At 67.7% G+C, this 11,727-nt stretch carries 13 protein-coding genes; 9 read left to right on the forward strand and 4 right to left on the reverse strand.

Going from position 1 to position 11,727, the window contains the following annotated elements; all coding sequences use genetic code 11:
* Window positions 1–101 precede the first annotated feature (101 nt).
* Complete coding sequence (locus CCK91_RS03500; RefSeq protein WP_086472874.1) at window positions 102–1,571, forward strand: MFS transporter; 1,470 nt, start codon at window positions 102–104, stop codon at window positions 1,569–1,571.
* The gene (locus tag CCK91_RS03505) at window positions 1,564–2,568 is read left to right on the forward strand and encodes an alpha/beta hydrolase fold domain-containing protein (protein WP_086472875.1); all 1,005 of its coding nucleotides are present in this window, start codon (window positions 1,564–1,566) and stop codon (window positions 2,566–2,568) included. Before CCK91_RS03500 ends, CCK91_RS03505 begins: the two co-directional genes overlap by 8 nt.
* On the opposite strand, the gene CCK91_RS03510 is transcribed toward CCK91_RS03505, so the two are convergent.
* On the reverse strand, window positions 2,563–3,384 hold the full coding sequence (locus CCK91_RS03510) for a sulfite exporter TauE/SafE family protein (RefSeq protein ID WP_086472876.1): 822 nt from the start codon (window positions 3,382–3,384) through the stop codon (window positions 2,563–2,565). The two genes, CCK91_RS03505 and CCK91_RS03510, sit on opposite strands and share 6 nt — an antisense overlap.
* A gap of 107 nt (window positions 3,385–3,491) precedes the next feature.
* On the opposite strand from CCK91_RS03510, the gene CCK91_RS03515 reads away from it, so the two are divergent.
* From CCK91_RS03515 to CCK91_RS03525, 3 genes are all read left to right on the forward strand, one after another.
* Window positions 3,492–3,773 (forward strand): ArsR/SmtB family transcription factor, encoded by a 282-nt coding sequence (locus CCK91_RS03515; RefSeq protein WP_064295041.1) that lies wholly within the window; start codon window positions 3,492–3,494, stop codon window positions 3,771–3,773.
* Window positions 3,774–3,885: 112 nt separating this feature from the next.
* Window positions 3,886–4,182: a hypothetical protein gene (locus tag CCK91_RS03520; RefSeq protein ID WP_086472877.1), complete on the forward strand. Its 297-nt coding sequence runs from the start codon at window positions 3,886–3,888 to the stop codon at window positions 4,180–4,182.
* Window positions 4,183–4,298: 116 nt separating this feature from the next.
* Window positions 4,299–4,652: a hypothetical protein gene (locus CCK91_RS03525; protein ID WP_086472878.1), complete on the forward strand. Its 354-nt coding sequence runs from the start codon at window positions 4,299–4,301 to the stop codon at window positions 4,650–4,652.
* 79 nt (window positions 4,653–4,731) lie between these two features.
* Here the strand turns inward: CCK91_RS03525 and CCK91_RS03530 are convergent, their stop codons facing one another.
* Window positions 4,732–5,364: an NAD(P)-dependent oxidoreductase gene (locus CCK91_RS03530; RefSeq protein WP_086472879.1), complete on the reverse strand. Its 633-nt coding sequence runs from the start codon at window positions 5,362–5,364 to the stop codon at window positions 4,732–4,734.
* A gap of 26 nt (window positions 5,365–5,390) precedes the next feature.
* Window positions 5,391–6,056: an SDR family NAD(P)-dependent oxidoreductase gene (locus CCK91_RS03535; RefSeq protein WP_086472880.1), complete on the reverse strand. Its 666-nt coding sequence runs from the start codon at window positions 6,054–6,056 to the stop codon at window positions 5,391–5,393.
* A gap of 120 nt (window positions 6,057–6,176) precedes the next feature.
* Between CCK91_RS03535 and CCK91_RS03540 the strand changes: the two genes are divergently transcribed.
* Entirely contained in the window at window positions 6,177–6,740 is a 564-nt protein-coding gene (locus CCK91_RS03540; protein ID WP_086472881.1) for a TetR/AcrR family transcriptional regulator, read from the forward strand.
* A 246-nt stretch (window positions 6,741–6,986) separates the two neighbouring features.
* Window positions 6,987–7,994, forward strand: coding sequence for a glycosyl hydrolase (locus CCK91_RS03545; RefSeq protein WP_206428294.1), 1,008 nt, complete (start codon window positions 6,987–6,989; stop codon window positions 7,992–7,994).
* Window positions 7,995–8,098: 104 nt separating this feature from the next.
* On the opposite strand, the gene CCK91_RS03550 is transcribed toward CCK91_RS03545, so the two are convergent.
* Entirely contained in the window at window positions 8,099–9,367 is a 1,269-nt protein-coding gene (locus CCK91_RS03550; protein WP_242664271.1) for an ROK family transcriptional regulator, read from the reverse strand.
* A 29-nt stretch (window positions 9,368–9,396) separates the two neighbouring features.
* Between CCK91_RS03550 and CCK91_RS03555 the strand changes: the two genes are divergently transcribed.
* Together CCK91_RS03555 and CCK91_RS03560 are read left to right on the forward strand one after the other, a co-directional pair.
* Window positions 9,397–10,266, forward strand: a complete 870-nt coding sequence (locus CCK91_RS03555) for a LacI family DNA-binding transcriptional regulator (RefSeq protein WP_086472883.1) — start codon at window positions 9,397–9,399, stop codon at window positions 10,264–10,266.
* A gap of 154 nt (window positions 10,267–10,420) precedes the next feature.
* A complete protein-coding gene (locus tag CCK91_RS03560) occupies window positions 10,421–11,719 on the forward strand; it encodes an ABC transporter substrate-binding protein (protein ID WP_086472884.1) in 1,299 nt (432 codons plus the stop codon).
* Window positions 11,720–11,727 lie beyond the last annotated feature (8 nt).

The raw sequence follows: 11,727 nt of genomic DNA on the forward strand, positions 1-11,727 counted from the left end.
TTACCCTCATCGCAGAGGGAAAAATCCCGTCGTGCTTCGGCTGGCGGAAACGCGCACGCGGCTCATGGGAGCCGTCACTTCTTCATCGAAGGAGTGCGCCCATGTTCGAACCCTCAACCTCCGCGGCTGTCGAAGACTCGCCGCCACGCCTCCGCGACGCGTGGGTCGCGCTGGCCGGCCTCTCGGCCGTGTTCCTGTTCGAGATGCTCGACAACTCCGTCCTGAACGTCGCCCTCCCGACCATCGGCCGTGAGCTCGCGGCATCCACCGCGTCGCTGCAGTGGGTGTCGGGGGCGTACTCGGTCGCGTTCGGTGGACTGATGCTGCTCTTCGGTGCGGTCGCCGACCGGTTCGGCCGGCGTCGGGTCATGCTGATCGGCCTGACGTTGCTCGCCGTCGTCAGCGTGCTGACCGTGTTCGTCGCCTCGGTGGAGCAGTTGATCGCCGTGCGCGCGCTCATGGGTGTCGCCGCGGCGATGACGACCCCGGGATCCATGGCGCTGGCGTTCCGTCTGTTCGAGCAGGACGACCTCCGTGTTCGGGCGCTCACGGTCATCTCGACCGCCGGATTGGTGGGCCTCGCGGCCGGCCCGACGATCGGTGGCTTCGTGCTCGCCGTGGCACCGTGGCAGGTGCTCATCGTCGCCAACGCCCCGATCGCGGTGATCGCCTGGATCGGGATCCGCGCCGGGATCGTTGCCGACGAGCGGTCGCACCTGCACCGGGACCGGATCGACGTGCTCGGCGCTGTGCTCGGGACCGCGACCGTCGTCGGCGTCCTCCTCACCCCGACCCTGTTCGTCGCCGGCACCGACGTCGTAGCGGCCTGGGGTGCGGCGGCGGCAACGGTGATCGCCGCGATCGGCTTCGTGGTCAGGGAGCGCACCGCTCGCCACCCGTTGCTGGATCTTCGTCTCGTGGCTCAGCCGCTCGTGGCCTCCGGCTTGGCGTACAAGGCCGCCGCGGGGCTGGCGATGGCCGGCTTGTCGTACCTGGCGACCCTGCAGCTGCAGTTCGCCTGGGGGTGGCCGCCGGCCCTGGCCGCTGTCGCGATGCTCCCGCAGGTCGTGGTGTTGTTGGCGAGCGGTCGCTTTGTCGGTCCGTTCGTGCACCGCGTGGGACTCGATCGTGCGGCATGGATGAGCGCTGCCGCGGTCGTCTCGGGGCTCGCCGTGTTCGCGCTCCTGAGCCGGTTCGGCTACCCGTGGGTCCTCGTCGCACTCGTCCTCGTCGCCGCCGGGATGCGGGTGGTCGGAGTCGTCGCTGGCAACAACGTCCTCCGCGGCCTCCCCGCGGACCGCACGTCCATCGGTGCGGCCCTCGTCGACACCGCGAGCGAGATCGCCACCGCTGTCGGGATCGCCGCGACCGGGACCATCCTCGCTGCGGTCGTCGGCGGCGGTATCACGACCGAGTACTTCACCCTGGCCCTCGTCGCGTCGTTCCAGCAAGCGATCCTCATTGCGGGATCGACCATCGCCGTCCTCGCTGCAGCCCTGGTGGCTGTCGGTGTCCTCCGTTCACATCACCTCCCATCTCAGCCCGCAACCCAGGAGCCTTCCCATGTCTGACCTCATGCCCCGTCCCCCGTTCGATCCCGAACTCACCCCCTTTCTCGACGCTCTCGACGCGCGCGGACCGTTCACCCTGACGACCGAGATGCTGCCGAGGATGCGCAGCCTCGACACGACCGAGAAGGCCCTCGACGAACGGCTGCGCTCGCGGGGGTTCGAGCGGCGCTCCCTCACGGTGCCCGGCCATCTCGGGGATCCGATCACGCTCGCTGTCATCCAGCGGATCGGGCGCTCGGGCACGACGACGGCGGTCTACACGATCCACGGCGGCGGGATGATGTTCGGCCACCACCTCGGCAACCTCGAGTCTTACGACGACTGGCTCCTCAACGACCACGACGTGGTGCTCGTCAGTGTCGACTACCGCCTCGCCCCCGAGTACCCCGACCCGTACCCGGTGGAGGACTGCTATGCCGGACTCGTGTGGGTCGCGGAGCACGCGGATGAACTCGGTATCGACCCGGACCGCATCGTGATCGCCGGGCAGAGCGCTGGCGGCGGGCTCGCGGCCGGCACCGCCCTGCTCGCCCGGGACCGCCGTGGGCCGGCCCTCTTCGGGCAGATCCTCGTCTCGCCGATGCTCGACGACCGCGATGCCACCGTGTCGACGATGCAGATCGACGGGGTCGGGGTCGCAGATCGGCAGATGACCCGGTTCGGCTGGGACGCGTACCTCGGACCCCGCCGTGCCGGTGAAGACGTGTCGATCTCCGCCGCACCCGCGCGGGCGACCGACCTCGCCGGCCTTCCGCGCACCTACATCGACTGTGGCAGTGCAGAGGTGTTCCGTGACGAGACGGTCGCCTACGCCAGCGCGATATGGGCTGCGGGTGGCGACGCGGAACTGCACGTCTGGCCGGGGGCGTTCCACGGCTTCACGAGCATGGTGCCGAGTGCCGCCATCTCGCGGGCCGCCATCGCAGCCCTGGCCGACTGGACGAGGCGACTGCTCGGAACACCCGCCGGCGAGGTCGCTCTGCCGGGTGCATCATGAACCGGTGAACTGCACCACGGTGTCCCAGGCGAGCTTCACGATGAGGATGGACAGGGTCACCAGGAACACGATCCGCACGAAGCCGCTTCCGCGTTTCGTCGCCATACGGGCGCCGATGAACCCGCCGGTGATGTTCATCACGGCCATGGCGAGACCGAGCGCGAGCAGGACCTCGCCGTGCACCCCGTACACGACGAGAGCGGCGAGGTTCGTGGTGAGGTTGGCGATCTTCGCGTTCACGCTGGCTTGCAGGAAGCCGTACCCCAGCACACCGACGATGAGGATGACGAAGAACGAGCCCGTTCCCGGTCCGAGGATGCCGTCGTAGAAGCCCACCAGCAGGCCGATCATCGCCGCCCGCCAGGCGACGGCGGTGGCGCGGTCGTGGCGGGGTTCGTGGTGCAGGCCCATGGTCGGCTTGAAGAGGGTGTACAGCGCCACGGCTATCACGGCCACGAGCACGATGGGCGTCAACACCTCGCGAGGCACGTACCGCGACAGGGCGGCACCGACGGTCGAGCCGGCGTAAGCCCCGGCGACGAGAGGCACCAGGAGCACGAGCTGCACCCTGATCTTGCGCAGGTACACCCAGCTCGCCGACAGGGTGCCGAAGAACGACGACAGCTTGTTCGTGCCCAGGATGAACGGGGTCGCGACGTCGCTCGGAACGGCGATGACGAGCGCGGGCAACTGGATCAGTCCGCCGCCGCCGACGACCGCGTCGACCCAGCCGGCCACTCCCGCCGCGACGAGGAGGAGGACGAGCGCGGCCACCGAGACGGGGAGCCATTCGGCGATCAGCGGTCCATCGAGCACAGTCGCCCAGCCTAATCGTCAGAGTGACGATCCAGCGGGCGGAGGTCGAACGGGGTCTTCGAGGATTCAGGCGATCCTGATGCATTCACATCTGCTTATATGTACAGATGAACGAGGATCTGGAACCCGCCGCCGAGTTGTTCAAGGCACTGTCCTCCTCCTCGCGGTTGCGGTTGCTGCGCATCCTGGCAGGCGGTACGTCCACGGTCGGTCAGCTCGCGGAACAGAGCCAGTTGTCGCAGCCGTTGGTGTCACAGCACCTGCGGACGCTGCGATCAGCCGGCCTCGTCTCCGTGCAACGGATCGGTCGAGAGGCGCACTACGACGTCGCTGACGTGCACGTCTCGCACATCGTCGACGATGCCGTGCAGCACGCGCTCGAGGGATAGCGAGAACCACTATCGATTAGCTGCATGTATTGCAATTCGCTTATTGATGAGATGTACTGATGACGCGTCGCCGCCCGTCGCGACACCCGATCTCTTCCTTCGAAAGGCAACCATGAGCACGACTGACATCCACGCCGAGCACTCCGTCACCGAGCACGAGCACGGAGCGGACTGCGGCCACGAGGCCGTCCAGCACGACGACCACACCGACTACGTGCACGGCACGCACCACCACGCCCTGCACGACGGTCACTACGACGAGCACGAGAGCGTCGCCGAGCACACCGTCGCCGACCACGAGCACGGTGCGGCATGCGGCCACGACGCGGTCGATCACGACGGTCACGTCGACTACGTGCACGACGGCCACCAGCACGCGGCGCACGGCGAGCACTACGACGAGCACTGATCACTCGTCGTCGTACGACGCACGAGGGGGCCGGCTTTCGAGTCGGCCCCCTCGTGCCGTCCGGGGGGTGTTCGGCCCGTCAGTCGTTGTTCCTGGTTGGCCGCTACGCTCGCTCCATGGAACCGGACTGGATCGAACATCGGCGCTCGGAGGACCGAGAGCGGCTGGGGTGGATGAAGCCTGTCGGTGAGGGGTTCGTCGTCATCGATCTCCTGGGGCGTCAGCGAACCGAGGCGCTGGACTGGTTCCATGCCGAGGAGGCGCTCGACGAGATCGGCATGGGCTATCTCGCCGACCCGCACGAGCTTCGGCTGGCGGACGGCTCCTGGTTGCGCGTCCGGATCGCCGAGGTCTCGACCGCCGGGATCCGGGTGAAGAAGGATGACTGGGGTGACATGACCGCCACGCAGCTGTGCTACGAGGTCTCCTTCCCTGTGGCCGAGGATCAGCTGCGACCGTCGCCGCGCTGAGCGGCATGGCGGCCCACGCGCTCTGGGCCACCATGGCCGGATGTCGGGATCGCCGTCAGCGGGGCATGGAGCAGCGTTGTCAGTTGCTGATCCGGAGCTCCTGCTGGGCGTATCGCAGGTCATCGGCCTGGGCGAGCATGAACCGGGCGAGGTCGGTGCGAGCGATGCGCAAACGGACCCGGTCGCCGGATCCGCTCGCGGTGCGCACCCTGACCGTTCCCGTTCCGGGCTTGTCGTGGGGCATCGTGACGACCACGGTCGTCCAGTCGCGATCAGAGCCGCGAATGGCCTCGCCCACCTCGGTGGACTCGGGCCCCAACCCGAGCAGGGCGTAGCTCGCTCTGCTCAATGCCCGCATCAGCGGGCTGCGGGGGATCAGAATGCTCGGCCCCCAACTGAAGACGAGTCGGCGGACCCCGTGCGCGCGCATCGCGGCCACGATGTTGCGCGTTCCGGCTGCGACGGGCAGGTCCTTGGACCCGCCGACGATCTGCGGCGTCAGGGTGGCCAGGACGGCGTCGGCACTGCGCACGACGTCCTCAACGGCGACCGCGTCGGTCAGCTCGCCCTGCACGACCCGCAGTCGGTCGTGGCGCAGGTCGAGCTTCGCCGGATTGCGGATGAACGCCACCACGTCATGCCCGACGGCGAGTGCCTGTTCGACCAGGCGGATACCGGTGCGCCCGGTGGCACCGAAGATGATCAGCTTCATGACGTCTCCCTTGCGAAGCCTGTGGGTCAGCCGTTGTAGGCGACGTAGTGCAGCTCGGCCTGCTGACGCTCGTCGTGCAACTGCGCCAGGGCCTCCGCGATGACCTCGGGCTCGGCGTCGGGGTGGCCGCCTCCGATGAGTGCGGTGATGCCCAGGTGTGCGACGTAGACGCCCTTCGGTTGCAGTGCGTTGTGCAGGTTGAGGGCCCAGTTGCGAAGTCCCGCTGCGGCGATGTTCACGTTGCCGAGGAAGGGCATGGGGCTGATGGATCCGCCGCCGGTCGTGATGAGGACGGTCCCCTTGCCTGCTGCGATCATGTCCGGCAGCACTGTCCCGACGGCGGCGAGCGCGCCCCCGAGATAGAAGTCGATCTGTGGTTGCAGGTTCTCCATCGTCACCTCGAGGACGTCGACGGGCGTGAGGGACGGGTCCGCGGGCGAGAACTCGAGCACGTCGATCGGGCCAAGCGTGTCCGTGATCGAACGCAGGGCGGCGGTGACGGTGTCCGGTCGGCTGATGTCGGCAGCGAACCCGTGAGCGGTGATGCCTTCGCCCGCGAGGGTCTGGGCGAGCGAGTCGAGCTTGGACTGCGTTCGTGCGACCAGCGCGACGTCGAAGCCCCTGCGTCCGAAGGCGCGGGCGATCTCGAGGCCGAGGCCTGGGCCGGCTCCGATGATGGTGATGAGCGGCATGATGTGTCCTTTCGAATCCCACGGGTTCGTGGGGCGTTGCGTCGTTGAGCTAAGTTGAGGGTGTCCTCAAACAAGCTCGAGCATAACTTGAGACCACCCTCAATATCCATAGGAGCCAGCATGACCGCGGAACGGAGTCTGCGTCGCGATGCTCAGTCGAACGTCGAGAAACTGCACGCGGCGGCGCTGACGGTGTTCTCGGATCGAGGTCTGTCCGCTCCGTTGGAGGACATCGCGAAAGCAGCCGGGGTGAGCATCGGCACGCTCTACAACCGAGTGGGGTCGCGCGATCAGTTGATCGATGCCGTCATCCCCGCGGTCGTGGGGGAGAAGCTCCTCGCGCTCAAAGAACGGACCATGGCGGAGCCGACTCCGCGAGCGCGGCTGGAGAGGTTCGTCACCTGCATGATCGACCTGCAGCTCAGCGATCCGGCCCTCAACGACGCAATGCTCCGGCGGTTCCCCGACGCAACGGCGCTCATCAACGCCTGCGATCGGTCAACGGCCCTCGGGGCGGAACTCATCGAGGATGCGCACGCCGCCGGTGTCCTCTCCCAGGACTTCACGACCGAAGATCTCATGGCGGTGTTGTGGATGGCGGGCACGGCGAGTCACGACCCGAGAGCGCCGTCCGGATGGCGACGACTCGTCGAGCGTGGTGTCGCTGCCGCCTGGATCGAGTAGACCCGGCGGCTGACGGTCGCCGTCACCAGCGCGACGTTCACGGGTCCGTGCGGCTGCAGCTGGGCGCCGGGGTGGCGGCCTCGGCTCTCGACCTCCGCCTATGGGCGCTCGTGGACCTCGTCATCGCTGTGCTGACAGGATGACCACTTTGATTAATTAGTCATGAAAGTCCTTGACCTCTGGAGGAAGACAGGGGAGCCTGTTGAGACCGGCGCTTCAACGAGGAAGCGCGAGAGGGAGACGATGATGAAATCACATGTTCGTGCCGGACGACTGGCGCTCGCCACCGCGCTCGTGCTCGGCTTGGCAGGAGCGGCGGTCGGGCAACCGGCACCCGCTGAGGCGTTCCCGGCCAAGACGAAGGCGTCGGTGATCCAATACCTCCGTTCGATCACCGGCTCGAACGTCGTGTCGGGCCAGCACAACAAGGAGCCCGCGAGTGCGCCGGGCCAGTACACCCAGCAAGTGAAGGACATCACCGGTCAGTATCCCGGTCTCTGGGGCGGTGACCTGATGTTCCGAGCGCAGGACGCGGCCAACCGTCAGCGAGTGATCGATCAGGCGAAGACCGAGTGGGCGAACGGTTCGCTCGTTGCGTTGACGTGGCATGCATGCTCACCGACCGGCCCCTCGACCTGTGAGTTCGACGGCGGTGTCAAGACGCAGATCACCAACGCGCAGTTCACCCAGATCGTCACGGGCGGCACTGCTCTCAACACCACCTGGCGGCAGCGGATGGCCGAGGTCGTCCCGTATCTGCGACAGCTCAAGGACGCCGGAGTCCCGGTCCTCTTCCGGCCCTTCCATGAGATGAACGAGACCTGGAACTGGTGGGGCGGCCGATCGGGAGCGAACGGCGGGGCGAAGATCTTCCAGCAGATGCGTGACTACTTCGACTCGCAGGGGCTCGATAACCTGATCTGGGTCTGGAACGTGCAGGACAACCCGGCGGGAGGGTGGGCGAACTACTACCCGGGGAACTCCTACGTCGACGTGGTCTCACTCGACGTCTGGTACAAGAACTATCCGAGCGCGGCCGACTACCAGCAGATGCAGACGATCGCCGGTACGAAGCCGATCGCGATCGCGGAGTTGGGGAAGGCGCCGGATGCGAACCTCCTGCAGTCGCAGACGCGTTGGTCGTACTTCATGATCTGGTCGGAGCAACTGCGTGGCAACAACTCCAATGCCGAGATCCAGAACGCGTACTTCCATCCGCGGGTGTTCAATCAGGGCGAAGTGGTCCTGCCGTAGGCGGGATGCCGTGACCTCGTCGGTCCGCGCCCGCTACCATGGCGCGGCCGTCGGGGCGGCCTCCTGAACGAGCTGGGAGGCCGGGCCGTCGTCGAACCGGCGACTCAGCGTGTGAGCGCCGGCCCGTGTCCCGGGGCGATTGTGCCTTGTAGGACCAACGACGCGGCGCCGATCGCTGCCGCGTCGCGCGGGTTGGCGGAGAGCTCGACCACGATCGGGTGGGCCCGCCGGGCGAAGAACCGCTGCTCGAGACGTTCGCGGATCGCGCGGGCGTAGAGCGAACCGGCCACCGCCATGCCAGGGCCAGCGAGGACCAGTCGATCGAGGTCGAGCAGGTTCGCGAGTGTCACCGTGGCCGCGGCGACCCGGTCGGCCGAGTTCTGGATCAGGTCGAGCGCCACGTCATGGCCGCTGACGGCGGCTCGGGCGAGCTGGTCGAAGTCGCGGCTGAGCGTCTCCGGTGCGAAGCCGAGCCCGAGTCCGTCGAGGTGATCCCGCGAGGCCTCAGCCGCCGCCATCACGGCTGCCGGTGCCGCGTAGCGCTCCAGGCATCCGCGGTTGCCGCAGTGGCAGGGGACGCCGTCGACCTCGATACTGATGTGACCCAGCTCACCGGCGTTCGAGCTCGAACCACGATAGAGCGCTCCGCCCAGCACCATTCCTGCGCCGATCCCGGTACCCATGTAGACGCACGCGAAGGACTCCGTGCGCGACACCTGGCGACTCCAGAACTCGCCGACCGCCGCTGCGGCAGCGTCGTTGTCGACGACCACCGGAACGTCGAGGCTCTCCTGCAACGCCTGCTGCAGGGGGAAGTCGTCCCAGCGTACGAGCGTGGGCGGACCGAGGAGGACACCGCCGAGTTGGGCGATCGGACCGGGAGCGACGACGGCGACGCCCGCGATCGACGGGGCCGCGAGCCCGACGCCGGCGACGAAGTCGCGGTAGAGCGTGACGAGTCGGTCGGTCACCTGCTCCGGCGTGGCCGAGCCTGCGCCGTCGACGAGTTGTCGGCCGACGACGCCGCCGCGGACGTCGGTGGCGACGAGCGTGATCGACTCGAATCCGAGCTGGACCCCGACGGCGTACTTGGCGCTCGCGTTGATCTCGAGGAGGGTCCGCGGCTTGCCGCCGCGGGGCGCGGCCCGACCGGTCTCGCGGACGAGTCCGTCCTCGATGAGGCGGCGGACGATGTTGGAGATCGACGGCTGGGTCAGACCCGTCGCCTCGGTGAGCTCGGTGCGGCTGATGGTGCCGGCCGAGCGGATGAGGTCGACGATGAGCGCCTGGCTGCCGGGACCCGACTGCACGGACTCACGTCTGGCCAACTGTCCCTCCCGGCGATCTTCGAGCGCGTAGTGTGAGGGCCACACGACCACTCCTCACGAAAGGCCGCGTCCCGATGGGTCTCGATGCCGAACAGACTATCGCGCAGCCCCGGCCGATCGGCCTCACGCTGTTCCGGGCCTCGGAGATCTACGGCGCGGAGCCGTTCTACCACGAGCTCATCGCCGGCATCGATCGCGTCGTCCGCCCGCACGGCCTGTCCGTGTTGCTCCGCGTGCTGCCGACGCGGGAGGAGGAGCTGCTGCAGCTCGGGCGCTGGCAGCAGGACGGAACGGTGAGCGCCGTCATCCTCGTGGACCTCATCGACGACGACGAGCGGGTGGCCTTCGTCGAGCGGTCCGCGATCCCGGCGATCGTGATCGGCGCTCCGACGACGGCTCAGGGGCTCCCGGCGGTCTGGACCAACGACGCGGTCACGATGCACGAGGCCGTCGACCACCTCGTCTCGCTCGGGCACCGGCGTCTCGCGCACGTCACGGGCCCGCGCGAGCTCACCCACACGCTGTCCCGGATGGAGGCGTTCACCCTCGCCTCCGACCTGCCCGACGTGGACACGGTCTCGATCGGCGGCGATTACTCGCGGACGTCCGGCTACCAGGCCATGCAGACGCTGCTCGCCCGAGAGCCCAGACCGACGGCGGTCGTCTTCGACAGCGACGTGATGGCGCTCGGCGGGCTGCAGGCGGTGCAGGAGGCCGGGTTGCGGGTGCCCGACGACCTGTCGATCGTGGCGTGGGACGATTCGGCGCAATGCCAGCTGTCGGACCCGCCGATGTCGGCGCTCAGCCACGACGTCCAGCGCATCGGTGAGATGGCGGGCGAGGAGCTGCTCGAGCTGTTGGCGGGTCGCCCAGGTGCCACCCGGGAAGCGCCGCACGCCGTCGTCATCGAGCGCTCCACCTCGGGTCCCGTCCCCGTCGCCTGAGGCTTCGAGGGCGCGAGTGGGGTGGATTCTCCGTGATCGATTCGTTATATAAATTAATAATGTTTAGTCTTGACGGGCGTGAGACGGCAGACGATGCTGGACAACGAGCGACGAGGCGACCCGGCCCTTCGCCCCCATGAACGAAGGAGTTCCCATGTCCCGGAGACCGATCATCGGCCTCGCCGCAACGGCTGCGGCCGCGGCACTCGTCCTCAGCGGCTGCTCCGGTGGAGCCGCCAACGACGACGGCGACCCGAGCGGCGAGATCACCGTCCTCACGAACCGCACCGACCTCGTCGACACCACCTTCAAGGACTACGCGACCGAGTTCGAGAAGCAGTACCCCGGCACCACCGTCAAGTTCGAGGCTCTGACCGACTACGAGGGCGACGCCAAGATCCGGCTCAACTCAAAGGACTACGGCGACGTGCTCCTCATCCCCTCGTCGAACGTCACCAAGGACCAGTACGCGAACTTCTTCGAGCCGCTCGGCAGCACCGAGGAGCAGTCCAAGACCTACCGCTTTGCGAACGAGGCGTCCTTCGACGGCACGGCCTACGGCGTCTCGACCTTCGGTTCCGCCATGGGCTACGTCTTCAACCGCGACGTGTGGACGAAGGCCGGGATCACCGAGCCGCCCGCCACCGAGGAGGAGTACCTCGCCGCACTCGAGAAGATCAAGGCGAACGGCTCGATCCCGTACTACACGAACTACAAGGACGGCTGGCCGCTCGCGACGCTCGAAGGCAACCTCGGCGCGGTGCAGGGCCCGAAGGTCCGCACGGAGATGATCGCCACCGACAGTCCCTGGACCGAGGGCAACGACCAGTACAACATCGACGGTCTCCTCTTCGACACCGTCGCCGCCGGCCTGAGCGAGCCGGACCCCACCACCACCAACTGGGAGGAGTCGAAGAACCTCCTCGCCTCCGGTGAGATCAGCTCGATGGTGCTCGGCTCCTGGGCCGTCTCGCAGATGCAGGACGCGGCCGAGAAGGCCGGCGAGTCCCGCGACGTGATCGGCTTCTGGCCGATGCCGTGGAAGACCGACGAGGGCTTCACCTCCGTCACCGCCTCCGACAAGTTCCTGGCGGTCAGCAAGTACTCCAAGAACAAGGCGACCGCGAAGGCCTGGATCGACTGGTTCACGAACGAGTCCGGGTTCGCCGCGAGCCAGGGGGCCATCAGCCCCGTCATCAGCGACCCGGCACCCGACACGCTGGCCGACTTCTCCGACCTCGGCGTCACCTACCTGGAGCTCGCTCCGGACCCGGTGGGCAAGGAGGCCGTGATCAACGACATCGCGAACGCCGCTGAGATCGACCTCTTCGGCAACACCTACCGCCAGAAGCTCATCGACATCGCCCGAGGCGCAGCCGACGGCGACAAGGAGAGCGCCTTCGCCGACCTCAACGAGCGCTGGGCGGCCGCCCGCGCCGACGTCGCCGAGTAGCACCCATC

This window comes from Plantibacter elymi (nom. nud.) (genome assembly GCF_900177795.1).
Classification (GTDB): Bacteria; Actinomycetota; Actinomycetes; order Actinomycetales; family Microbacteriaceae; genus Plantibacter; species Plantibacter elymi.

Excerpts from the sequence above, each read along its gene's own strand:
- CCK91_RS03500 (WP_086472874.1), top strand. The coding sequence starts at position 102 with ATGTTCGAACCCTCAACCTCCGCGGCTGTCGAAGACTCGCCGCCACGC.
- CCK91_RS03540 (WP_086472881.1), top strand. The coding sequence starts at position 6,177 with ATGACCGCGGAACGGAGTCTGCGTCGCGATGCTCAGTCGAACGTCGAG.
- CCK91_RS03560 (WP_086472884.1), top strand. The coding sequence starts at position 10,421 with ATGTCCCGGAGACCGATCATCGGCCTCGCCGCAACGGCTGCGGCCGCG.
- CCK91_RS03545 (WP_206428294.1), top strand. The coding sequence starts at position 6,987 with ATGAAATCACATGTTCGTGCCGGACGACTGGCGCTCGCCACCGCGCTC.
- CCK91_RS03535 (WP_086472880.1), bottom strand. The coding sequence starts at position 6,056 with ATGCCGCTCATCACCATCATCGGAGCCGGCCCAGGCCTCGGCCTCGAG.
- CCK91_RS03505 (WP_086472875.1), top strand. The coding sequence starts at position 1,564 with ATGTCTGACCTCATGCCCCGTCCCCCGTTCGATCCCGAACTCACCCCC.
- CCK91_RS03555 (WP_086472883.1), top strand. The coding sequence starts at position 9,397 with ATGGGTCTCGATGCCGAACAGACTATCGCGCAGCCCCGGCCGATCGGC.
- CCK91_RS03520 (WP_086472877.1), top strand. The coding sequence starts at position 3,886 with ATGAGCACGACTGACATCCACGCCGAGCACTCCGTCACCGAGCACGAG.
- CCK91_RS03530 (WP_086472879.1), bottom strand. The coding sequence starts at position 5,364 with ATGAAGCTGATCATCTTCGGTGCCACCGGGCGCACCGGTATCCGCCTG.
- CCK91_RS03515 (WP_064295041.1), top strand. The coding sequence starts at position 3,492 with ATGAACGAGGATCTGGAACCCGCCGCCGAGTTGTTCAAGGCACTGTCC.
- CCK91_RS03525 (WP_086472878.1), top strand. The coding sequence starts at position 4,299 with ATGGAACCGGACTGGATCGAACATCGGCGCTCGGAGGACCGAGAGCGG.